Raw genomic sequence first — 22,945 nt, 5'->3', positions numbered from 1 at the left:
CGAATCACACGCGTGATACTCGTGCGCATGAAGATGTCGGGTCTGCTCAATCGTCGCTCCCAGGACCTCGCCGGTGTCGTGGGCACCGTGCGCCGGATCGAGCCGGGGACTCCGGTACCGAGGAGGCTCGGCGCCAAGGACGTCGCCGTCCTCGACCTCAACCGCACCACGGCGGAGACGGCCCACGCACTCGTCGAGGCGGAGGTGGCGGCCGTGGTGCACGTCCCCGCCGCGGGTGAGGAGATGCTGCCCCGGGCGGCCTTCCGCACCCTGGCCGCCTCGACGGTGCCCGTCATCGAGGACGCCGACCTGGCCGATGTCACCGACGGGACCCGGGTCCGCATCGACGACGGGGTCATCTACTCCGTCAAGTCCGAGGACGAACTCGCCGGTGGCCGCGAGGTCGACTCCGCGACCCTGCTCGCCGAGGTCGACCGCGCGGAGAAGAACTACGTCGAGTCGGCGCTGGCGCACCTGGCCAACGCGACCGAGTTCCTCAGCCTCGAGCATCCACTCCTGCTCGACGGCGAGGGGCTGCCCGAGATCGATGTCGAGTTCACCGACCGTCACGTCGTGGTGGTCACGGGCGACGCGTCCTCGCGTGCCCAGCTGGCCGAGCTCAAGCCGTTCATCCGGGAGTACCGCCCGCTCCTCGTGGGCGTCGACGGGGGCGCCGAGCTGCTGCGCTCGGCCCGGTTGGCGGCCGACGTCGTCGTCGCCACCCCCACCGAGGTCTCCGACGAGGTCCTCACCGACGGCGCCGTCCTCGTCGTGCCGGCGGATCGTGACGGCCGGGCCGAGGGGCTGGAGAAGATCACCGAGCTCGGGGTCGGCGCCACGACGTTCCCGGCCGCCGCGACGGCGCGGGACATGGCGCTCCTGCTGGCCTACCACGGCGGGGCGGAGATGATCGTGGTCACCGGGGACGACCGGGGCCTGGAGAACGTTTTCCGCCCGGCCTCCGCGCCGTCGTCGACCATGGTCGACACGACCGTCTCCTCGCGACTCGTGCACGCCCACGCCTGCGCCACCCTCTACCGCTCCCGCGGTTCGGGGATCGGCCTCGCGCTGATCGTGCTCGCCGCCCTGGTCGCTGTCGCCGCCGTCGTGGTGGCCCGCGACGCCGCCCAGGACCTCCTGCTCTGGGCCATCGAGACCTGGAACTCCTTCGCGCTGTGGGTCCAGGGGCTCGTCCGTTGATCTCGATGCGCCGCCATGTCCTGACGTTGGTGGCCGTTTTCCTCGCCCTCGCGGTGGGGGTCGTCCTCGGGTCCACGTCCGTCGCGACGTCGATCCGGGACGCGGTCGTCGACCGCGAGGAGACCACGGCGGCGCGGCTCGAGGCGGCGCAGGACGACCTCGCCGCCGAGCGCAGGGCGGTCGACCGGCTGGACGGCCTGGCGGCGGACCTGACGCCGGCCGTCCTGGACGGTCGGCTCGACGGTCGGCCGGTCCTCATCGTCGTGGCACCCGGTGCGGCCGAGGAGGACGTCACGGCGGCGGGTGACGTCATCGCCGCGGCGGGCGGCATCGACGCCGGCCGCGTGACCCTCACCGACAAGGCCGTGGACCCGGCCGCCGACTCGGAGCTGCAGGCACTCGTGGCCAACCTGCCGATCGGCACCGCCCCGGCCGCCGACGCCGACCTGGGCACCCAGCTCGGCACCGCGCTCGGCCGCGCGGGGCTGCTGCGCGCCGAGGACGCCGAGCCGCATCTGGGGGACGAGGACCGGGCGACCGTGCTCACCACCCTCGCGGACGCGGACGTCATCGACTTCGAACCCGGCACTCTCCGGCCCGGTCAGCTGGCGCTCGTCGTCACCGGCCCGCAGGAGCAGGAGTCGACCGCCGTCCGCGTGGCCGCCCTGGCCCGGACGCTCGACCGTGAAGGCGCGGGAACCGTGGTCTCCGCCCGCCTCGGAGAGGGCGCCGGCCACGACGCGGTGGGCGTGCTGCGATCCTCCGGCGAGGAGGACGTCTCGACCGTCGACGACGCGGGAACGGACGCCGGCCGGCTGGCGACGGCGTTAGCGCTGGCCGAACAACTCGCCCGTGAGCAGGGTCACTACGGTCTCGCGCCGGATGCGTCGGCCGCGGCGCCGCCGCTCCCCCCGACGCCGTAGCGGTGATAGCCTGAAGCCCCGTGGGGTGCACCGGAGCCGCACCAGCATTCATCCATTCCGGCGTATGGACACGGGAGTCCCCTTGGCACTGAATCGAGCCGCATCGCGGTCCGCGACCAAGCACATCTTCGTCACCGGCGGCGTGGCGTCGTCGCTGGGCAAGGGGCTGACCGCCTCGAGCCTCGGGCAGCTGCTCACCGCCCGCGGACTCCGCGTCACCATGCAGAAGCTCGACCCGTACATCAACGTCGACCCGGGCACGATGAACCCCTTCCAGCACGGTGAGGTGTTCGTCACCGAGGACGGCGCGGAGGCCGATCTCGACCTCGGCCACTACGAGCGGTTCCTCGACCGCGACCTCAACGCCAAGGCCAACGTCACCACCGGCCAGGTCTACTCGGCGGTCATCGCCAAGGAGCGGCGCGGCGAGTACCTCGGCGACACCGTCCAGGTGATCCCGCACATCACCGACGCCATCAAGGAACGCATCATCGCGATGGGGGACCCTGATGATCAGGGTCGCCGTCCCGACGTGGTGATCACCGAGGTCGGTGGCACCGTCGGAGACATCGAGTCGCAGCCCTTCCTCGAGGCCTGCCGACAGGTCCGCCACGAGGTCGGCCGGGAGAACATCTTCTTCCTCCACGTCTCCCTCGTGCCGTACCTGGCGCCCTCGGGCGAGCTCAAGACCAAGCCGACCCAGCACTCCGTCGCCGCGCTGCGGTCGATCGGCATCGTGCCCGACGGGCTGATCCTGCGCTCGGACCGGAACGTGCCGGACGGCCTCAAGGCCAAGATCGCGCTCATGTGCGACGTCGACCTCGAGGGCGTCGTGTCCACGCCGGACGCGCCGAGCATCTACGACATCCCCAAGGTGCTGTTCAACGAGCACCTCGACACCCACGTCATCCGCCGCCTCAACCTGCCGTTCCGTGACGTCGACTGGACCGTGTGGGGCGACCTGCTCACGCGCGTGCACGAGCCGCGCGAGGAGGTCGAGATCGCCCTCGTCGGCAAGTACATCGACCTGCCCGACGCCTACCTGTCCGTGACCGAGGCCCTGCGGGCGGGCGGCTTCGCCCACCACGCGCGGGTCAACATCCGGTGGGTCGAGTCGGACGCCTGCACGACCGAGGCCGGCGCGCGCGAGGCGCTGCACGGCGTCGACGGCATGCTCATCCCGGGTGGCTTCGGCATCCGCGGCATCGAGGGCAAGCTCGGGGCGATCTCCTGGTCGCGCAAGAACAAGATCCCGCTGCTCGGGCTGTGCCTCGGACTGCAGTGCTCGGTCATCGAGGCGGCCCGCTCGGTCGGCCTCGAGGGCGCCTCCTCCAGCGAGTTCGAGCCCGACGGCGCGCACCCGGTGATCTCGACCATGGCCGACCAGGTCGACGCGGTCGCCGGCAACGCCGACCTCGGCGGGACGATGCGCCTGGGGTCCTACCCGGCCGTCCTCGCCAAGGGGTCGATCGTCGCCGAGGCGTACGGGACCACCGAGATCACCGAGCGCCACCGGCACCGCTACGAGGTCAACAACGCCTACCGCGACACGATCGCCGAGTCCGGTCTGCAGTTCTCCGGCACCTCCCCGGACGGCCACCTGGTGGAGTTCGTCGAGTACCCGCGCGAGCAGCATCCGTTCTTCGTGGCCACCCAGGCGCACCCGGAGTACAAGTCGCGTCCGACCCGGCCGCACCCGCTGTTCGTGGCCTTCATCAAGGCGGCCCTGGACTACGAGAACGAGATGCGGCTGCCTGTCGAGCCGTGGCGCTCCGGTCAGGCGGGGGAGAACTCCGCCGGCGTCGTCGACGCCCCGGACGCCAAGACCTCGACGGTCCGCGCCGACGAGGTCGACTCCGAGTCGGCCGCCGGCGCCTCCGCGGACGGGAACTGAGCGCAGATGACCGACAGCGGTGCCCCCGGGTCCCACGACTACCGGACCGTCTCCAGCCGGGAGATCTTCGACGGTCGGGTGGTGCGCCTCCGTGTCGACACCCTGACCATGCCGGGCGGGGGCACCGCCGAGCGGGAGGTCTGCGGCCACGACGACGCGGTCGCGGTGGTGGCGCTGGACGACGAGCAGCGCATCACGCTGGTGCGGCAGTACCGTCACGCGGTGGGGGAGCGACTCTGGGAGCTTCCCGCCGGCCTGTGCGACGTCGAGGGTGAGGACCCCCTGGGGACCGCGCGCCGCGAGCTCGTCGAGGAGACCGGGCTCGAGGCCGAGCACTGGCGGCCGGTCATCGAGATGATCCCCTCGCCGGGGTTCTGCACCGAGCGCGTGCACGTGTACCTGGCCACGGGTCTGCGCGAGGTCGGGCGCCCTGAGGCCGAACACGAGGAGGCGGACATGGAGGTCGCGAGCATCCCGTTCGCGGAGGCCGTCGACTCCGTCCTCGACGGACGGATCGTCAACGGCATCGCGGTGGCCGGCATCCTCGCGGCCCGCGCGGTGATCGACCGGCCCTGACGCGGCGGGCATCGTCGATGACCTCCGGGGGCGGGGCGACCGCTCGGATCCGTGAGTACCTGGACCACCTCGCCGTCGAGAAGGGCGCGTCGGCCCACACCCTCGCCGCCTACCGTCGCGACCTGGACAGGTACCGCCGCCACCTCGCCGCGGTGGGCGTCGACGACCTCACCGCCGTCACGGAGGCGCACGTCGAGGACTTCCGCGCCCGGCTGGCCACCGGTGACCCGGACGAGGGCCGCCCCCCGCTGGCCCCGAGCTCGGTCGCGCGGACCCTCGCGGCGGTCCGCGGCTTGCACCGGTTCGCCACCCACGACGGAGTGACCGACACCGACGTCGCGGCGGCGGTCACCCCGCCCCGCCCGCCGCGCCGGCTGCCCAAGGCGCTGCCCGTCGATCGGATGATCGCCGTGATCGAGGCGGCGGGCGACACGGGCGTCGACACCGACCCGGCGCGACTGCGGGACCGGGCGATGCTCGAACTGCTCTACGCGACCGGGGCCCGGGCCGCCGAGCTGATCGGCCTGGACGTCGACGACCTCGACGGCCTGGACCACCCCGACGGCGGGACGGTGATCCTGCGCGGCAAGGGCGGCAAGGAGCGACTCGTCCCCGTGGGCCGCCCGGCGTGCGAGGCGGTGGGCGCCTACCTCACGCGCGCCCGGCCCGCGCTGGCGAAGCGAGGTGGACCCGCGTTGTTCCTCAACACGCGCGGCGGCCGGGTCTCGCGGCAGACCCTGTGGAACGTGGTCTCGGCGGCCGCGGCACGCGCGGGCGTGACGCAGGAGGTGTCCCCGCACTCGTTCCGGCACTCGTTCGCCACCCACCTGCTCGACGGCGGAGCGGACATCCGTGTGGTGCAGGAGCTGCTGGGACACGCCTCGGTCACCACCACGCAGGTGTACACCCTCGTCACGGTCGACACGCTCCGCGAGGTCTGGGCCGAGTGCCACCCCCGCGCACGGTAACGTGACCGTGGGTACGGCGCGGGCCGCGAGACAGGCGGGTCCGGGTGAGACGGTGACGAGAGGAGACGCGGGTGGCGCAGGACACTGGGGCGATGGATCCCGCGTTGTTCTCGCGCGCGGAGCTGCTGGGCGCGGACGACCCCGCCGCCGGTGAGGGCTTCTCCGCGATCCCCGAGCCCGAGCCCCTGACCTCGCACGGGCCCGCCGTGGTGGTGTCGATGTGCAACCAGAAGGGCGGCGTCGGGAAGACCACCAGCACCATCAACCTCGCCGCCGCGTTGGCCGAGTACGGGCGTCGCGTGCTCGTGGTGGACCTCGACCCGCAGGGCGCGCTGTCGGCCGGTCTGGGCATCCCGCACCACCAGCTCGACCTGACCGTCTACAACCTGCTCGTGGACAACTCCGTGTCCACCGAGGAGGTCCTGGTCCGGACGCGCGTCGAGGGCGTGGACCTCATCCCCGCGAACATCGACCTGTCGGCCGCGGAGATCCAGCTGGTCAACGAGGTGGGGCGCGAGCAGGCCCTGGGCCGGGCGCTGTACCCGGTTCTCGACCGCTACGACTACGTGCTGATCGACTGCCAGCCGTCGCTGGGCCTGCTCACGGTCAACGCGCTGGCCTGCTCGGACGGGGTGCTCATCCCCATGGAGTGCGAGTACTTCTCCCTGCGCGGGCTCGCGCTGCTGACGGACACGATCGACAAGGTCCGCGACCGGATCAACCCGCGGCTGCACCTGACCGGCATCCTCATCACGATGTTCGACCGGCGCACGGTCCACGCCCGCGACGTCCTGGGCCGGGTGGTCGAGGTGTTCGGCGACAAGGTCTTCGACACGCTCGTGACCCGCACGGTCCGCTTCCCGGAGACCACCGTCGCCGGGGAACCGATCACCACGTGGGCCCCGAGGTCCGCGGGTGCCCAGGCCTACCGTGCCCTGGCGCGCGAGGTCATCCAACGCGGCAGGTGAGCGCGCGGTGACCGGGGCGGGGGCGCGGTCCCCTGAGAGGGAAGGCGCCGGGGACATCACCGCCCCGGAGGCCGGCGACCCGCGGGCGTTCACCGTTCACCTCACGAACTTCACGGGCCCGTTCGACCTGCTGCTGGGGCTCATCGACTCGCGCAGGCTGGACGTCACCGAGGTCGCGCTCCACGCCGTGACCGACGAGTTCATCGCCCACACGCGCCGGCTGGGCGAGGAGGCGGGGCTGGAGGAGGTCACCGAGTTCCTCGTGGTGGCGGCGACGCTGTTGGACCTCAAGACCGCGCGGCTGGTGCCGTCGGGTGAGGTGCAGGACCCCGAGGACCTGGCGCTGCTGCAGGCCCGCGACCTGCTGTTCGCGCGGTTGCTGCAGTTCCGGGCGTTCAGACGGGTGGCGGAGCTGTTCGCCGAGCTCGACCGGACCGCGCGGCACTCGTATCCCCGGACCGCCGGGCCGGACGAGGAGTTCCTCGGACTGCTGCCCGAGGTCGAGCTCGGGGTGGATCCGGAGCAGTTCGCCACCATCGCCGCGGTGGCGTTCCGGCCGCGGCCGGTGGAGGAGGTGGGGGTGGGGCACGTCCACGCTCCCGTGGTCTCGGTCCCCGAGCAGGCTGCCCGCGTCCTCGAGCTGCTGCGGTTCCACGGCGAGGGCCGGTGGGTGGATTTCCGCGAACTGATCTCGGGTTGTGACGACTCCCTCGTCGTCGTCGCCAGGTTCCTCGCCTTGTTGGAGTTGTACCGGGCGCGCGCGGTCGCGCTCTCCCAGGACGAGGCGCTGGGGGAGTTGTCGGTGAGCTGGACCGGCGGCGAGGCCGACGAGGTGACGAGGGGGAGGGACGAGTGGACGTGAGTGGTGACGTGGGCGCTCCCGGCGACGTGGGTCGGGTGGGCGCGGTGGGACCGGACGGCGACGACGACGAGCCCGGTGGCCCCGGAACGGACGTCCCGCCCCTGCGGGCGCGGCTCGAGGCCCTGTTGCTCGTGGTGGACCAGCCGACGGCGGAGAACGCGCTGGCGGCGGCTGCCGGGTCCACGGTCACGGAGGTCGAGGCGGAGTTGCAGGCGTGGCGCGAGGAGCTCACCGCGGCGGGCAGTGGGATCGACCTGAGACGCACCGGTGACGGCTGGCGCCTCTACACGCGTCGCGAGCTGGCGCCGTACGTCGAGCGGCTCCTCACGGACGGGACGAGCTCGCGGCTGACCCGCGCCGCGTTGGAGACGCTCGCGGTGATCGCCTACCGCCAGCCGGTGACCCGCTCCCGCATCGCGGCGGTCCGCGGCGTCAACGTCGACGGCGTCATGCGGACCCTCGTGGCGCGCGGACTGGCGGTCGAATGCGGCACCGACGCCGACACCGGGGGCATGCTGTATAGGACGACGGAACTATTTCTGGAAAGATTGGGGCTCGCGTCGCTCGACGAGCTGCCGGACATCGCCCCGCTGCTACCGGATGTCGACCTGGTCGACGAGATGAGCGACGACCCCGCGGAGGATCCGCGGATCCCCCTGGGGCGGCGCCGCGCGGCGGCGCCCGAACCCACCCCCCGAGACGACGACGAAGAGATGTGACTCACCCATGACTGAATCCGCTGGCCGAGACGGCGCACCGGTCCGCCTGCAGAAGATCCTGGCGCAGGCCGGGGTCGCCTCCCGCCGGGCCTCCGAGGACCTCATCGCCCGTGGGCGGGTGGAGGTCGACGGGAAGATCGTGCGCGAGATGGGCGTCAAGGTGGATCCCGCCACCGCCGTGATCCGCGTCGACGGCACCCGCATCGTGCTCGACGACACCCTCGTGCACCTCGCGCTCAACAAGCCCCGCGGGTACCACACGACCATGTCCGATGAGATGGGTCGGCCCTGCGTGGGCGACCTCGTGGCCGACCGCATCGACGCGGGACAGCGGCTGTTCCATGTCGGCCGCCTCGACGCCGACACCGAGGGCCTGCTCCTGGTGACCAACGACGGCGAGCTGGCGCACCGCCTCATGCACCCGTCATATGAGGTGTCCAAGACGTACATGGCGACCGTCACCGGCGTGGTCGGCAAGGGCATCGGCAAGCAGCTGCGCGAGGGCGTCGAGCTCGAGGACGGTCCGGCGAAGGTCGACCAGTTCTCGCTCCTCGACGTCCACGACGGGCGGTCGCTGGTCAAGGTCGTGCTCCACGAGGGGCGCAAGCACATCGTCCGTCGGCTGCTCGCCGAGGTCGGCCACCCGGTCGAGTCACTCGTGCGGACCCGCTTCGGCTCGGTCGCGCTCGGCGACCAGCGCGCGGGCACCTTCCGCAAGCTCAACCGCAGAGAGGTCTCCGACCTCTACGAGGCGGTGGGCCTGTGAGCGCCGTCCCCGCCTCCGCCTCCGCGACGGGGCCCGCGCCCGCGCCGCGTCGCCGTATCGCCATCGACGGGCCGGCCGGTACCGGTAAGTCCACGCTCGCCCGGACGCTGGCGCGCCGGCTCGGCGGCGCCTACCTCGACACCGGCGCCATGTACCGGGTCGCCACCCTGCAGGTCCTGCGCGCCGGGATCGACCCCGAGGACTCCGCCGCCGTCATCGCCGCGACCGCGGATCTACCCCTGGAGATCGGCACCGACGCCGGCGCCGAGTGCGTCCTGCTCGGCGGCGAGGACGTGAGCGAGGAGATCCGCACCGCACGCGTCACCGCGGACGTCTCCGCGGTCTCCGCCGTGCCCGAGGTGCGCGAGAACCTCGTCCGGCTCCAACGGCGCCTGGCGTCCGACGGCGGCACGGTCGTCCTCGAGGGCCGGGACATCGGGACCGTCGTCCTGCCGGACGCCGAGGTGAAGATCTATCTCACCGCCAGCCCGGAGGTCCGCGCGCGCCGCCGTACCGACCAGGACCTGGCCGCCGGACGCGCGGCCGACTACGACGAGGTGCTCGCCGCCGTCATCGAGCGCGACCGCAAGGACTCCACGCGCGCCGCGAGCCCCCTGCGGCCGGCCGCCGACGCGGTCGTCATCGACACCTCCGACCTCACCCTCGACGAGGTGCTCGACCGGCTGGTCGCGCTCGCCGAGGGCACCCACGCGTCGCACGGCGCCACCGCAGAAGGGAACGCACAGTGACGAGCAACGAGGACACCACCGACTTCGACCTGCCGACCGGCCCCGGCGAGGAGACCGTCGAGGACGCCTGGAACGACGACACCGACTGGGACGCGGTCGCCGCGGAGTTCGCCGACGAGATCGGGGCGGTGACCGAGGGCGTGGAGATCCTCCCCACCGTCGCGATCGTCGGCCGCCCCAACGTCGGCAAGTCCACGCTGGTCAACCGGATCATCGGCCGCCGCGAGGCCGTGGTCGAGGACGTCCCGGGGGTCACGCGCGACCGCGTCTCCTACGAGGCGCTGTGGAACGGCCGGACCTTCATGGTCCAGGACACCGGCGGCTGGGAGCAGGACGCCAAGGGCATGCACCGCTCGATCGCCCAGCAGGCCGAGATCGCCATGGGGACCGCCGACCTCATCGTGCTGGTCTGTGACGGCACCGTGGGGATCACCGCGGCCGACGAGACGGTGGCCAGGAGTCTGCGCCGCGCCGAGACCCCGGTGATCCTCGCCGTCAACAAGGTCGACAGCGATAAGGCCGAGCTCGAGGCCGCCGAGTTCTGGGGGCTCGGGCTCGACCAGCCTTATGCCATCTCCGCGGCACACGGGCGCGGCACCGCCGACCTGCTCGACGAGATCCTGAGGCAGCTGCCCTCCAAGGCGAGGATGCGCGAGGCGGCCGACGTGCCGCGCCGGGTGGCCCTGGTGGGCAAGCCCAACGTGGGCAAGTCGAGCCTGCTCAACAAGCTCACGGGCGAGGACCGCGCCGTGGTCGACAACGTCGCCGGCACCACGGTCGACCCCGTCGACTCGCTGGTCGAGCTCGGGGGCCGCACGTGGCGGTTCGTCGACACGGCCGGGCTGCGGCGCAAGGTCAACCAGGCCTACGGGCACGAGTACTACGCCTCGCTGCGCACCCGCGGTGCGATCGAGGCCGCCGAGGTCGTGGTGCTGCTCCTCGACGCCTCCGAGCCCATCACCGAGCAGGACCTGCGGGTGATCTCCATGGTCGCCGACGCCGGGCGCGCGCTGGTGATCGCGTTCAACAAGTGGGATCTCGTCGACGAGGACCGCCGCTACGACCTGGACAAGGAGATCGACCGCGAGCTGTCACGGGTCCTCTCCTGGGCGCACCGTGTCAACATCTCCGCCAAGACGGGCCGTGCGCTGGCGAAGCTGGTGCCGGCGATGGAGACCGCGCTCGACTCGTGGGACAAGCGGATCCCCACCGGGCCGCTCAACACCTGGATGAACGAGGTCGTCGCGGCGACGCCGCCGCCCATGCGCGGCGGGCGTCTGCCCCGCATCCGGTTCTGCACGCAGGCCACCACCCGGCCGCCGACGTTCGTGTTCTTCTCCACGGGCTTCCTCGAGGCCGGGTACCGCCGGTTCCTCGAGCGTCGTCTGCGTGAGACGTTCGGTTTCGACGGCTCCCCGGTGCGGGTCAACGTCCGCGTCAAGGAGCGTCGACAGCGCAAGTGACCAGGCGATTTCGGTCCGGGCGAGGGGGTGCGCTAGTCTGATCCAGTCGCCGCGCGAGCCGCGGAGACGGTGACGGGCTGTGGCGCAGCTTGGTAGCGCACTTGACTGGGGGTCAAGGGGTCGCAGGTTCAAATCCTGTCAGCCCGACACAGAGTGGACGAGATCAGGGTCGGTTTCCCGAGCGGGGAGCCGGCCCTGAGTCCATTTCGGGGAGATGGACTCGCCTCGCGTGAACCGGGCGCCTCGCACGGAGCCGGGTGGGTTAGCCTTTCCTGGTCACGAAGCGGCGGCCCGGGTCGACCGTCGATCATCGATCCGGGAGTGGATGCGCGGTGGGAGAGCTACTCGTCATAGTGGGGTTGGTGGTCGCGGTGGTCGCGATCATCGGGATCATCGTCAAGGCCCGGGGCGGGACGAGGCCTGCCACGGCCGCGCCCCGCCGCGACCCGCTGGCCGCCGACCAGCCGATTCACGGATTCGGACCGCGTGAGCTCGGCCCCGGTGCGATCGTCGCCTACGGCGGTGTCGACTACGTGGTGCGTGGATCGATCACCCTGCGCCAGGGCCCGTACGTCTGGTGGGAGCACCTGCTCGAGGGCGGGGACGGTGCGCAGTGGCTCGGTGTGGAGGAGGACGAGGGGACCCTGGAGCTGACCTGGTGGACCACCCGCAAGGGCCTCGGCGTCAGCCCCGGGTCCGAGGTGATCGTCGACGATCGTGTGCACCGTCTCGAGGAGTCGGGCGAGGCGGAGTACTCGTGCGAGGGGACCACAGGTCTGCCCGAGCGCGGACGGATGCGGTATCAGGACATGCGCACGGGGGACGGTAGCTCGCTGCTGTCGTTCGAGAACTGGGACGGCGCCGGCTGGGAGGTCTCATCCGGCCGCCCGGTGTCCCGGGGCGAGCTGACGGTCTACCCGGCGCCGCCCGCGGCCGGCGACCCGGACTACAGGCGGTGACCGTGCACGATCTCGTCGCGGAGCCGAGTGACGTGGCGGCCGCGGCACTCGGCTACCGGATCGGCGTCACACCCGAGCGGGACGCCCTCGTCTCGACCGTTCTGGCGCACCCGACGCACGACATCGCTCTACGCCTGTCCATCCTCGGTGCGTCGCACGCGGTGACGCTCGTGATCGACGGTCGCGACGCGATGACCGAGGAGGTGTCCTGCCGGGCGACGGCCGCCGGGGGTGCACCGTTGCCGGCCGAGGTGTCCTGCCCCGGCCCGTGGGGCGCCCACCACCTTCGCGGGGCCACCGAGACCCTGCCCGCTGGTCCCTTCGTGGAGCTGGTAAATCGTCTGACCGCGCTCGCCGCGGCCGATCCCGCCGTTCTCGCGGGACGGTTCCCCGGTGCAGAGGGGGCGCTCACGGTGGTGGCCCCGACTCCCGACGACGCGGGCTGGTCGTGGGACACCTGGCATCTCTACCCGGCGGACGACCCCGCCGGGCGCGGAGGTGGCGACGTCGTCGCCACCTCGTCCCGACTCCGGGTCGCCGGGCTCGGCGCGCCGGCGGAGGTGGCTTAGTGAAGGCGTACCGCGGCTGGATCATCGCGCTGGCCGCCGGACTGTGCGCGGTCCTGCTGGGACTCGTCCTCGTGGGGACCGGTCAGAACGCGGTGCACTACGTCCGGGAGAACTACTCCCCGGTGGCGGGCGCCTCCCAGACCTACGAGTGTCGGGGCGACCGCGACGCCACGGCGAGGGACATCCGCGACCACGAGCGGCCGGACGCCGACCAGCTGAACGAGGACACCCGGTACCTGAGGTACGGGGACGACATGATCGTCGTCGGCCGGTCCGGCGATCTCCCGTGTCGCGTCCAGCTCGATGAGAACTCCCGCACGCTCCGCTCCGGGGGATTCATCTTCCTCGGTGGAGCCTTCGGACCCGGCAGCCCCGCCCGGTCCGCCGGAGGAAGCTCCGGCGGGGTCGGCGCGAAGTGACCCGCGAGACGCCCTCTCACTACCCGAAACCCGAGGAGACACGGTGACATTCGCCGCCGGACCCGCCGACCACGTACCCGAACTGTTGGACGGGATCGGGGTGTCGCTGGCCTACTTCGGCGTCGGCGCCCTGGTCCTCACGCTCGGGTTCGTCATGCTCGATCTGCTCACGCCCGGAAGCCTGCGACACCACGTGTTCGTCGACCACCGTCCCAACGCGGCCGCGCTGTTCGCGGCCTCGGCGATCTCCCTCGCGATCATCGTCGTCACGGTGATGACGAACGCGTCGGACTCTCTCGTGCTGGGGCTGATCGACGTCGCCGTCTACGGCCTGCTCGGGGTGATCTTCCAGGCCGTCACGCTGGTGATCCTGGAACTGCTGGTCCCCGGTCGATTCCGCGACCTCGTCAGCGCCCCACGGTTCAGCACCACCGTGCTCGCCGTCGCCGCCACGCTGCTCGCCGTCGCCGCCGTCAACGCGGCCGCCATTGCCTGACGAGGTCCGCACGGCGGACCCCGTGCGGACCGGGGCCGAGCCCGCCGGACGTCCCGCGCCGCGTGCGGGCCGCTGGTGGCGCCCGATCGTCCTGGCCTCCGTCGCCGCGTGCGCCGCCTGCGGGCTGATCTACGAACTCGCTCTCCTCACGCTCGCGACCACCGTCCAGGGCGGCGGGATCGTCGCCACGAGTCTCGTGGTGGCCGGGTACGTCGCGGCCCTCGGTCTCGGCGCGCTGCTGGCCAAGCCGTTCGTCGACCGCCCGGCGTCGAGTTTCATCGGCGTCGAGGCGACGCTGGGGCTCGTCGGAGGAGTATCGGCGACAGCCCTCTACGTGACGTTCACGACCCTCGGGTCGGACGCGGCATCTATGGTCACGCTCGTGGTGGCCACCGCCGCGATCGGGATGCTGGTGGGCGCAGAGGTCCCGCTGCTCATGTCCCTGCTGCAGACCGGTCGGCGGACCGGGTCGGCCGAAGCCGGTCGGGTGCTGGCCGATCTCAACGCCGCCGACTACCTGGGCGCGCTCGTCGGGGGACTGCTGTGGCCGTTCCTGCTCGTGCCGTCGTTAGGGATGCAGCAGGCCGCCGCCATCACGGGGTTGGTCAACGTCGCCGCCGCGGCGGTGTTGCTCACGCTCGCGTTACGGGGCCTGCTGTCCCGGGCGCAGACCGTCGTCGCGGCGCTGTCGCTGACACTGGTCGCGGCCCTGCTGGGCACGCTGGTCGTCGCTCTCGACGGCGTCACCGAGTGGTCGAGGGCCAAGCTCTACCCGGACCCGGTGCTCTCCCACACCCAGTCCGCGTACCAGGAGATCGTCGTCACCAGGGCGCGTTACAACGGGCGTACCGACCGCCGACTGTACCTCGACGGCACCCTCCAGTACTCGAGCCTCGACGAGTACCGGTACACCGAGGCGTTGGTCCAGCCCGCCGTGGCGAACCGGCCCGGCGACGTCCTGGTGCTCGGGGGCGGCGACGGTCTGGCGGCCCGGGACCTCCTGGCCGTGCCCGGGGTCCGGCGGGTGGTCCAGGTGGAGCTCGACCCGGCCGTTCTGGATATCGCCCGCACCGAACTGCTCCCGGACAACCGGGGGTCTCTCGACGACCCGCGGGTGGAGGTCGTGGTGGACGACGCCTTCGCGTGGCTGCGCCGGGGCGGCGACAGGGCGGTGCCGCCGGGCGGTTTCGGGGCGGTGCTCGTGGATCTGCCCGACCCGCGCAACGCCGCCCTGTCCCGCCTGTACTCCGAGGAGTTCTACGGCCTCGTACGCGGGGTGACCGGCGAGAACGGTCTGATGGTCGTCCAGTCGGGGAGCCCGTTCTCCACGCCGCGGCAGTTCTGGAGGACGGTGGCCACGGTGGGCTCGGCCGGGTGGGGGACGACCCCGTATCACGTCCATGTCCCGACGTTCGGGGACTGGGGCTTCGTCCTGGCCTCGGCCGACGGTGACGCCCCGGATCTCCGGCTACGCCCCGACGTCGGTGGACTGAGGTTCCTCGACCCCGGAACCCTCGAGGCCGCCGGCCGCTTCGGGCGCGACGTGGCGCCGATGCGGCTCGAGCCCTCCACACTCGACCGGCCACGGATCCTCGACGACGCCCGGCTGGGCTATGAACGGTGACCGACGCGGCGCCGGTGCGCGGCCCGCGGGGGAACACGGTGCGCGGCCCGCGGGGGAACACGGGGCGTGGCCCGCGGGGGAACACGGGGCGCGGCCCGACCGTTGTACCCCGATGAAGGCGGGCCGACAGAGTGGACACGGGCGAGGAGGGGCACATGGCGGATGAGCGCGGGCCACGGACCGCACGGGACCGGATCGTGTCCGATGTCGACCTCATGTGCCGGGGCGAGGGCCGACCACCGGTCGCCGAGCTGTCCGACCGGTCGGCGTTGCTCGTCGCCTGCGGCCTCGTCGAACCGCGGATCTGCGATGTGGTGCTGGCCCGGCTCCACCGCAACCTCCCGTTCCCCACGGTCGGTGGTTTCCACCAGGTGCGCATCATCGAGGAGCAACGGCACGATCTGAGGAGGACGATCGACAGCCCCGCGCCGTCGATGCTGCGGATGGCCCTCCGCACCCGCCTGGCCGACCTCGACCGCAGATACCTGGTGATGCGCACGGGCTTCACCCGGGGGACCGGGGTGTGGGCGTTCCGGGTCAAGGACATCCGCGCCGACCGCCGCCGCGGCGTGCATCTGGACACCGATGACCGCGGGCGGCTCTTCGACGCGCTGGCCTCGACGCCGACCATGGCGCCGGTGCCCCTGGTGCCCCGAACGCTCGGCGAACTGGGCACGGTCGCCGCGGCCTACGGCCAGCGCGAGATGGGCCGGGTGGTGCTGCCGCAGCGCGTGCAGAACGCAGTCGCGTCGCTACCGTCGCTGCCACGGATCCGCGCGGACCGTCGCCGGATCCCGGAGATGTACACCGCGATGTTGATGGAGGTGGGCGGGCTCTACGACCGGCTACAACGGGCGTACGGCCGGGGCGGACGCGCGGTGGAGGAGATCCGCCTGCAGTTCGACGCCGAGACCGAGGTCGTGGGACTCGCGGGTGATCTGTGCCGACTGCGCGAGGCCTCCGCCTCGGCGGGTGTGCCTCCGGCTCGCGACGGCTTCACCACGCTGACCGGACTCGGCGCCTCCATCGACGGAGTGTGGGCCGAGGTGGTCGATCGCGCGGTCGCGTTCCGTGAGCTCGTCGAGTCGGTGGAGACCCGCGCCGAGACCGCGGTGGCCGAGGCGGAGAGGCTCGCCGGAATCGCCCGCGACAACGGCGTCCGGCCCCCGACCGCAGCCCACCGCCCGACGCCCGCCGACCTCGCGGCCGAGCACCTCGCGGCGCGCGCGGGGGACCGGATGCTCTCGACCGAGGCCATGCGCCGACTACGGGGGCAGATCGACCCCGATCGCTGATGCGGCGACCGGCGGGCCGCGGCCCCGACGGTGCCGGGCCCTGCGTACGGTGGGGGCAACTGTTCGTGACCGGGAAGGACTCCACGCGTGGGACTGGCCAACCGCTTCTGGAAGCTGATGGGCTCCACCCAGGGACGCGACACGTCGCGCGCCCAGAGCGCGGTCGAGGCCTCGCACGGGTTGGACGACTGGGCGGCGGGACTCGACGACGGCGAGTTCGCGGACGCCGCCCACGGCCTGCGCCTCTTCGGTGATGCGCCGGAGGATCTCGCGCGGTTCCTCGCCCTGGCGAGGGAGGCGGCCGGCCGGGCCGTCGGCCTACGCCCGTTCGACGTACAGCTCCAGGGCGCTCTCCGGATGTTCGCCGGCGACGTCGTGGAGATGGCCACGGGCGAGGGCAAGACGCTGTCCGGCGCCGTGGCGGCGGCCGGGTACGCACTGCAGGGACACACCGTCCACGTCATCTCGGTCAACGACTACCTCGCGGCCCGCGACGCCCGGTGGATGGGACCGATGCTCGAGCTGCTGGGCCTGTCGGTCGGCCACGTCACGGAGTCGTCGACGCGTGACGAGCGCCGCGCGGCCTACGCCTGCGACATCACCTACGGTTCGGTGTCCGAGATCGGGTTCGACGTCCTGCGCGAGCAACTCGTGACCGATCCCGCCGACCTCATCTCGCCGACCACCGACGTCGCCCTCGTGGACGAGGCGGACTCCGTCCTGGTCGACGAGGCGTTGGTTCCCCTGGTGCTCGCGGGATCCACGTCCGGTGAGGCGCCGACGGGGGAGGTCCTGGCGGCGGTGCGGAAGCTACGACCCGGCCGCCACTACGAGACGGATTCAGAGCGTCGCAACATCTTCCTCACCGACGACGGGGCGGAGGCCATCGAAACCGAACTCGGGATCGAGGACCTCTACGACGCCGACCACGTCGGCACGACCCTGGTCCAGGTCAACGTCGCCCTGCACGCGTGCTTCCTGTTGCGCAGGGACGTCGACTACATCGTCCGCGAGGGCCGGGTCCAGCTCGTCAACGCCTCCCGTGGACGCGTGGCCGAACTCCAGCGATGGCCGGACGGGCTCCAGGCCGCGGTGGAGGCCAAGGAGGGCGTCGCGGTCTCCGAGGCGGGACAGATCCTCGACAGCCTCACGGTCCAGGCGTTCATCGGCCGATATGACAAGGTGTGCGGCATGACCGGCACCGCGCTGGCCGCAGGTGCGCAGCTGCGCGAGTTCTACTCCCTCGGGGTGTCCCAGATCGAGCCGAACACGCCCAACATCCGTGTCGACGAAGCCGACCGCACCTACATCGACAACGACAGCAAGAACCGCGCGCTGGTCGAGCACATCGCCGCCGTCCACGCCACCGGGCAGCCGGTGCTGGTCGGCACCCACGACGTGGCCGAGTCCGAGGCGTTGGCAGCCCGGCTCGCGGAAAAGGGCGTCCGGTGCTCGGTTCTCAACGCCAAGAACGACGAGGAGGAGGCGTCCATCATCGCGGAGGCCGGCGACGTCGGGCACGTCACCGTCTCCACGCAGATGGCCGGCCGCGGGACGGACATCCGGCTCGGCGGATCCGACGAGGCCCGGCGCGACGAGGTCGTCGCGCTCGGCGGACTCCACGTCGTGGGCACGGGCCGGCACCGCACCGAGCGGCTGGACAACCAACTGCGGGGCCGGGCCGGGCGTCAGGGCGATCCGGGCAGTTCTGTCTTCTTCGCAGCGATGGACGATCCGGTGGTGACGTCGGCGCTCGAGCCGGAGAAGATCCCCACCGCCCACGACAGGATCACCGGGCTGCTCAAGGGCAATCGGGGGCGGGACGCCGTCGACCACGCGCAGCGGGTCACCGAGGGGCAGATGCTGGAGATCCACGCCAACACCTGGCGGTACAGTCGGCTCCTCGCCGAGCAGCGCGAGATCCTCGCCGAGCGCAGGAGCGCTCTGCTCCGCACGGAGAAGGCGTTCGAGGAGCTCACCGCGCATGATCCCGAGCGGAGTGCGCGGCTGGTGGAGGCACACGGACGCGACGCGGTGGTCCGGGGGTGCCGCGAGATCATGCTGTGGCACCTCGACCGTGGCTGGGCTCGTCACCTGGAGACGATGACCGACGTCCGCGAGTCGATCCACCTCCGCGCCCTCGGCCGGGAGAACCCCCTCGACGAATTCCACCGCATCGCGATCGACCACTTCCGCGATCTCGCGGCAGACGCGGTCCGCGAGTCGGAGGCCACGTTCGCGGAGATCGAGTTCACTGCCGACGGAGTCGATCTGGAGGCCAATTCCATGGCGCGCCCCACGTCGACCTGGACGTACATGGTGCACGACAACCCGATGGCTGCCGGCGGTAGCGTCTTCTCCGGGATGATGTCGACGTTCCGATGAGTGCGGCACGCGAGGGAGGGCGCGAGACCGACCTGAGGGAGTGGCGAACCGGCGAGGCTCGGGTTCTGGGCGCCCGCATCCCGCCACCGCGGGGCGGGCATCTGTCCGCGGCGGTCCCGCCCGGCCTGGGGCCCGAGAGCCCATCGCGCGACCCGCGGGTCAGCGACCGCTTCTGGACCCTGCCCAACGCGATCTCGCTGGGTCGGATCGCCCTCATCCCCGTGCTGATCGTCAGCATCCTCGTGTGGGACGACGCGATGCTGGCGCTGTGGCTCCTCGGCGTCCTGGTCGTCTCGGACTGGCTGGACGGCAAGATCGCGCGACTGTGGAACATGCGCTCGACGTGGGGGGAGCGGCTCGACCCCATCGCCGACCGGATCCTCGTGGCGGCGGTTCCGGTCACGTTCGCGCTGGCGGGTTTCATCCCCGCGTGGATCGTCGTCGTGCTCGTCGCCCGCGACCTGCTGCTGGTGACCACCCTGCCGGTCTACCGCCGGCGCGGCCTCGACCCGGAGGTCACGTACCTCGGCAAGGCGGCGACGTTCGCGCTGTTCTGGTCGTTCCCCTTGCTGCTGGCCGGCTACGCGGACGCGCCCGGCGGCGAGGGGTTCCAGATCATCGGCGAGGCATGCCTCTACTGGGGTGTCGGTCTGTACGTCTGGAGCGGTGGCATCTACCTGTGGCAGGCACTGAACATCGTCCGCGCGGTTCCCCTCCGCCGGGCTCGATCGGCTGCTGTGGGCGGGCGCGACGGTGTGTAATGTCGCCAGATGGAATTCGTAGTGAGCCACTCGAGAAGGGCGCGTCAGTGAGCGATCAGAACATCCCCGACCAGCTCCGGTACACCGATGAGCACGAGTGGGTGGAACGGGTGTCGGACACGCGGGTGCGTATCGGCATCACCGAGTACGCGCAGTCGAAGCTCGGCGACATCGTGTTCGTCCAGCTGCCCGACGTCGGGGGCGAGACGGAGTCGGGTGAGCCGTTCGGCGAGGTCGAGTCACCCAAGAGCGTCTCCGACCTGTACGCGCCGCTCAGCGGCAAGGTCGTCGAGGTGAACACCGCGCTCGAGACGTCCCCCGAGCTGGTCAACTCCGACCCGTACGGGGAGGGATGGATCGTCGTTCTCGAGATCGCCGATATCGAGGACCTTGAGGCCCAGCTCGAGCAGACGCTGGACTCCGACGGGTACGCGAAGATCACGGAGAGCTGAGCGGATCGCCGACGCCCCCGGACCCCGCGGGCGACGACTCCGACATAGAATCAACTGCACCGTACGGTGAGCCCGCTGACGGGCTCGGACGAGGAGAGACCAACGTGACCGAGAACAAGAACATGCCCGAGGCGACCGCCGAGACCACCTCCGTGTTCCGTGCCGAACTCCTCAACGAGTCCGATCAGCAGTCGGCGCAGTCCGATTCCGCGGTGACGGGTGTCGAGGGTCTCCCCGAGGGGCAGGCCCTGCTCGTCGTCAAGCGCGGCCCCAACGCGGGTTCGCGGTTCCTTCTCGACCAGAGCACCACCTCCGCCGGTCGTCATCCGGACAGCGACATCTTCCTCGATGACGTGACCGTGAGCCGTCGGCATGCGGAGTTCCGCAGTGAGGGCGAGACCTTCACCGTCGTCGACGTGGGCTCGCTCAACGGCACCTATGTCAACCGTGAGCCCGTCGACTCCGCGTCGCTGTCCAATGGTGACGAGGTCCAGATCGGCAAGTTCCGCCTGGTGTTCCTGACGGGTACGCCCGGGCAGTGACAGCCGCCGGACAGGGCGCCCCGAAAGAGGAGGAGTTCCTCTCCATCGGAGGTGTCATCGCACTTCTGAGTCCGGAGTTCCCGGACCTCACGGTGTCGAAGGTCCGGTTCCTCGAGAACGAGGGGCTGGTCACCCCTGAGCGCACGGCGAGCGGTTACCGGCGCTTCAGCGTCGAGGATCGGGAGCGCCTGCGGTACGTCCTGACCGCCCAGCGCGACAGGTACCTGCCGTTGAAGGTGATCCGCCAGGAGCTCGACGCCCTCGACGCGGCGATCGCCGACGGGTCGACCACGGCGCTCCGGCCGCGGCCCGGCGCAGACGGCGTGCCCGGGTCGACGCCGGACGATTTCCGCAGCGACACCGTCAAGCGTCTCACCCGGGAGAACGTCATCGAACAGTCCGGCGTCGACGCCGGGCTCGTGGACGCTCTCGTCGACGCCGGCCTGATCGCCGCGGGGCCCGGTGGGTTCTATGATCCCGAGGCGGTCCTCATCGCCCGCACCGCGCACGATCTCGCCACCCACGGGGTGGACGTACGCCACCTGCGGAGCTTCAGGACCGCGGCCGATCGTCAGACCGGGCTGATCACCCAGATCGCCGGCCCGGTAGCCCGCCAGGGCGACGCGGACGCCCGGGACCGGGCCGCCGAGCTGGCGCGGGAGATCGCCGCACTGTCGGTGTCGTTGCACTCGACCCTGGTGACCGTGGCCGTGAGGCACGCACTGGAGCCCTGAGGGCCCCGCGTCCGCTCGCGCCGAACCGGATCAGGGCTACGCTGGTGACGTGGGAGAGGCGGAGAACATGGGGAAGAACATGCGAGAGGTCGACGTCGTCGGTATCCGTTTCGAGGAGCCGGAGTACGCGCCCGTACTGATCCTGCACGAGAAGGACGGTGGGCGGTACGTGCCGATCTGGATCGGCGCGTCCGAGGCCGCGGCGATCAGTCTCCAGCAGCAGGGGGTCCAGCCGAGCAGGCCGTTGACCCACGACCTGCTGGCCACGCTTCTCGAGACGTTCTCCCACCCTCTGGAGAAGGTCGAGATCATCGGGGTGTCGGAGGGGACGTTCTTCGCGGAACTGGTGTTCGCGAACACCCGTGTGTCGGCGCGCCCGTCCGACGCGGTCGCTGTCGCGCTCCGCACGGCCTCGCCCGTCCTGGTCAGTCCCGAGGTGCTCGACGAGGTCGGCATCTCGCTCGTCGAGCAGGGCGAGGAAGAGGTCGAGGCCTTCCGTGAGTTCCTGGACCAGGTGAGCCCGGACGACTTCCTCGGAGGCGGCGGGCCGGCCGAGAATCCCGGCGGATCCACCTCCTGAGCAGCGGATTCGGCGGTCCCTCCAGTCACTGCTGCACCAACTCGCAGGTGACGAATGAGCCTAAAGTTCAACTTGAGGTTGAGGTTTACCGCGTGTCCTATTGATAGTGGACCGCGGCGGGCATAGCGTTGCCCCCAGTGAACTACACCGATGGTGTTCACGCGTCCAGGATCCGGGTCTCGTCCCGGTACCGTGCCGCCCCGAACGAGGCGGCACCCGCAGCTTGAGGGAGCAATCGTGGCCGACCACACCCGGGTCTCGGAGCCGTCCGACGCCGTACCGAACACGCCGAGCCTCTTCGGTGACGCCGTCGAGGGGACGCAGGCGTCCTTCGACGAGGTGCAGCCCGGACTGTTCCCCGACGACGGGATCCCGGACGGCACCAGCGGGTACCGGGTGCCCATCGCGTGCCAGATCGCCGGTATCACCTACCGTCAGCTCGACTACTGGGCACGCACCGACCTCGTCGTGCCGTCGATCCGGAACGCCGCCGGATCGGGCAGCCAGCGCCTCTACTCGTTCAAGGACATCCTGGTCCTCAAGATCGTCAAGCAGCTGCTGGACACCGGGATCTCCCTGCAGAACATCCGCAAGGCCGTCGATCAGATCAGGTCGCGGGGTGTGGAGGACCTGGCCACCATCACCCTGTTCTCCGACGGCCGGACCGTATTCGAGTGCACGTCCAAGGAGGAGGTCTTCGACCTGCTCCAGGGCGGCCAGGGGGTGTTCGGCATCGGGATCGGCGGCGCGATGCGTGAGCTCGCCGGCTCGATCTCCGAGTTCCCCGCGGAGACGGTGACCGAGGACGACATCGTCGCGCCCGTGGAGGACGAGCTCGCCGCTCGCCGCCGGGCCCGCGCCTCACGCCGTACCGGCTAGTCGGCCGTCGTCGTCTAGACTCGGCGGTGCGTTCACGCGTCCCACGGGAGAGCTCCGCGGCCATGGCCGCGGGCGCCGAAGGAGCAACTCCTCTCCGAGAATCTCTCAGGCACCCGGACCGTGCGGTCGTCGAACGCCTCTGGAGAGCGGTGGAACAGACCA

General features: G+C 71.3%; 24 protein-coding genes, 1 tRNA gene and 1 riboswitch. All 25 genes read left to right on the top strand.

What is annotated here, in order from left to right:
* The first annotated feature begins 27 nt into the window (after positions 1–27).
* The 25 genes from steA (at position 28) to DPA01S_RS06490 (ending at position 22,783) form a co-directional block, all read left to right on the top strand.
* Entirely contained in the window at positions 28–1,200 is a 1,173-nt protein-coding gene (gene steA / locus DPA01S_RS06610) for a putative cytokinetic ring protein SteA (RefSeq protein WP_061228854.1), read from the top strand.
* Between the two features lie 5 nt (positions 1,201–1,205).
* Positions 1,206–2,123: a copper transporter gene (locus tag DPA01S_RS06605; protein WP_061228855.1), complete on the top strand. Its 918-nt coding sequence runs from the start codon at positions 1,206–1,208 to the stop codon at positions 2,121–2,123.
* Between the two features lie 64 nt (positions 2,124–2,187).
* A complete protein-coding gene (gene pyrG, locus DPA01S_RS06600; protein ID WP_061228839.1) occupies positions 2,188–4,017 on the top strand; it encodes a CTP synthase in 1,830 nt (609 codons plus the stop codon).
* A gap of 6 nt (positions 4,018–4,023) precedes the next feature.
* Positions 4,024–4,593 carry an NUDIX domain-containing protein gene (locus DPA01S_RS06595; protein ID WP_061228838.1) on the top strand — a complete coding sequence of 190 codons (570 nt, stop codon included), beginning with the start codon at positions 4,024–4,026 and terminating at the stop codon, positions 4,591–4,593.
* A 17-nt stretch (positions 4,594–4,610) separates the two neighbouring features.
* Positions 4,611–5,561, top strand: coding sequence for a tyrosine recombinase (locus DPA01S_RS06590; RefSeq protein ID WP_061228837.1), 951 nt, complete (start codon positions 4,611–4,613; stop codon positions 5,559–5,561).
* Between the two features lie 92 nt (positions 5,562–5,653).
* The gene (locus DPA01S_RS06585; protein WP_007629053.1) at positions 5,654–6,529 is read left to right on the top strand and encodes a ParA family protein; all 876 of its coding nucleotides are present in this window, start codon (positions 5,654–5,656) and stop codon (positions 6,527–6,529) included.
* Positions 6,530–6,536: 7 nt separating this feature from the next.
* A complete protein-coding gene (locus DPA01S_RS06580; RefSeq protein WP_131886352.1) occupies positions 6,537–7,391 on the top strand; it encodes a segregation and condensation protein A in 855 nt (284 codons plus the stop codon).
* Positions 7,382–8,110, top strand: a complete 729-nt coding sequence (gene scpB / locus DPA01S_RS06575; RefSeq protein ID WP_061228836.1) for an SMC-Scp complex subunit ScpB — start codon at positions 7,382–7,384, stop codon at positions 8,108–8,110. Before DPA01S_RS06580 ends, scpB begins: the two co-directional genes overlap by 10 nt.
* A 7-nt stretch (positions 8,111–8,117) precedes the next feature.
* A complete protein-coding gene (locus tag DPA01S_RS06570) occupies positions 8,118–8,876 on the top strand; it encodes a pseudouridine synthase (protein WP_007629048.1) in 759 nt (252 codons plus the stop codon).
* Positions 8,873–9,625 carry a (d)CMP kinase gene (cmk, locus tag DPA01S_RS06565; RefSeq protein WP_109148746.1) on the top strand — a complete coding sequence of 251 codons (753 nt, stop codon included), beginning with the start codon at positions 8,873–8,875 and terminating at the stop codon, positions 9,623–9,625. The genes DPA01S_RS06570 and cmk overlap by 4 nt, the downstream gene beginning before the upstream one ends.
* Positions 9,622–11,088, top strand: coding sequence for a ribosome biogenesis GTPase Der (gene der, locus DPA01S_RS06560; protein ID WP_375545295.1), 1,467 nt, complete (start codon positions 9,622–9,624; stop codon positions 11,086–11,088). Before cmk ends, der begins: the two co-directional genes overlap by 4 nt.
* A 73-nt stretch (positions 11,089–11,161) precedes the next feature.
* Positions 11,162–11,235 (top strand) — tRNA-Pro (locus DPA01S_RS06555).
* A 185-nt stretch (positions 11,236–11,420) separates the two neighbouring features.
* Positions 11,421–12,047 carry a DUF4178 domain-containing protein gene (locus DPA01S_RS06550; RefSeq protein WP_061228835.1) on the top strand — a complete coding sequence of 209 codons (627 nt, stop codon included), beginning with the start codon at positions 11,421–11,423 and terminating at the stop codon, positions 12,045–12,047.
* Entirely contained in the window at positions 12,044–12,616 is a 573-nt protein-coding gene (locus DPA01S_RS06545) for a DUF2617 family protein (RefSeq protein ID WP_061228834.1), read from the top strand. The genes DPA01S_RS06550 and DPA01S_RS06545 overlap by 4 nt, the downstream gene beginning before the upstream one ends.
* A complete protein-coding gene (locus DPA01S_RS16965; protein ID WP_061228833.1) occupies positions 12,616–13,035 on the top strand; it encodes a DUF4247 domain-containing protein in 420 nt (139 codons plus the stop codon). The genes DPA01S_RS06545 and DPA01S_RS16965 overlap by 1 nt, the downstream gene beginning before the upstream one ends.
* A 43-nt stretch (positions 13,036–13,078) precedes the next feature.
* The gene (locus DPA01S_RS06535) at positions 13,079–13,531 is read left to right on the top strand and encodes a DUF350 domain-containing protein (RefSeq protein ID WP_061228832.1); all 453 of its coding nucleotides are present in this window, start codon (positions 13,079–13,081) and stop codon (positions 13,529–13,531) included.
* The gene (locus DPA01S_RS06530) at positions 13,524–15,155 is read left to right on the top strand and encodes a polyamine aminopropyltransferase (protein ID WP_375545252.1); all 1,632 of its coding nucleotides are present in this window, start codon (positions 13,524–13,526) and stop codon (positions 15,153–15,155) included. Before DPA01S_RS06535 ends, DPA01S_RS06530 begins: the two co-directional genes overlap by 8 nt.
* Positions 15,156–15,310: 155 nt before the next feature.
* Positions 15,311–16,450 (top strand): hypothetical protein, encoded by a 1,140-nt coding sequence (locus DPA01S_RS06525; protein WP_061228850.1) that lies wholly within the window; start codon positions 15,311–15,313, stop codon positions 16,448–16,450.
* Positions 16,451–16,567: 117 nt separating this feature from the next.
* The gene (secA2, locus tag DPA01S_RS06520; protein WP_232303043.1) at positions 16,568–18,835 is read left to right on the top strand and encodes an accessory Sec system translocase SecA2; all 2,268 of its coding nucleotides are present in this window, start codon (positions 16,568–16,570) and stop codon (positions 18,833–18,835) included.
* Positions 18,832–19,596, top strand: coding sequence for a CDP-alcohol phosphatidyltransferase family protein (locus DPA01S_RS06515; RefSeq protein ID WP_007629038.1), 765 nt, complete (start codon positions 18,832–18,834; stop codon positions 19,594–19,596). The genes secA2 and DPA01S_RS06515 overlap by 4 nt, the downstream gene beginning before the upstream one ends.
* 47 nt (positions 19,597–19,643) lie before the next feature.
* Positions 19,644–20,048, top strand: a complete 405-nt coding sequence (gcvH, locus tag DPA01S_RS06510; RefSeq protein ID WP_061228829.1) for a glycine cleavage system protein GcvH — start codon at positions 19,644–19,646, stop codon at positions 20,046–20,048.
* A gap of 122 nt (positions 20,049–20,170) precedes the next feature.
* The gene (gene odhI / locus DPA01S_RS06505) at positions 20,171–20,590 is read left to right on the top strand and encodes an oxoglutarate dehydrogenase inhibitor Odhl (RefSeq protein ID WP_174521542.1); all 420 of its coding nucleotides are present in this window, start codon (positions 20,171–20,173) and stop codon (positions 20,588–20,590) included.
* Positions 20,587–21,324: a transcriptional regulator FtsR gene (gene ftsR / locus DPA01S_RS06500; protein ID WP_061228828.1), complete on the top strand. Its 738-nt coding sequence runs from the start codon at positions 20,587–20,589 to the stop codon at positions 21,322–21,324. Before odhI ends, ftsR begins: the two co-directional genes overlap by 4 nt.
* A 79-nt stretch (positions 21,325–21,403) precedes the next feature.
* Complete coding sequence (locus tag DPA01S_RS06495; RefSeq protein ID WP_061228849.1) at positions 21,404–21,904, top strand: bifunctional nuclease family protein; 501 nt, start codon at positions 21,404–21,406, stop codon at positions 21,902–21,904.
* 237 nt (positions 21,905–22,141) lie between these two features.
* On the top strand, positions 22,142–22,783 hold the full coding sequence (locus DPA01S_RS06490) for a MerR family transcriptional regulator (RefSeq protein ID WP_061228827.1): 642 nt from the start codon (positions 22,142–22,144) through the stop codon (positions 22,781–22,783).
* Between the two features lie 34 nt (positions 22,784–22,817).
* Positions 22,818–22,914: riboswitch (glycine riboswitch) on the top strand.
* The last annotated feature ends 31 nt before the right edge of the window (positions 22,915–22,945 follow it).

The sequence above is a fragment of the Dietzia papillomatosis NBRC 105045 genome (assembly GCF_001570845.1).
Lineage (GTDB): Bacteria > Actinomycetota > Actinomycetes > Mycobacteriales > Mycobacteriaceae > Dietzia > Dietzia cinnamea.
This window is presented reverse-complemented; position numbering and strand designations above follow the sequence as displayed.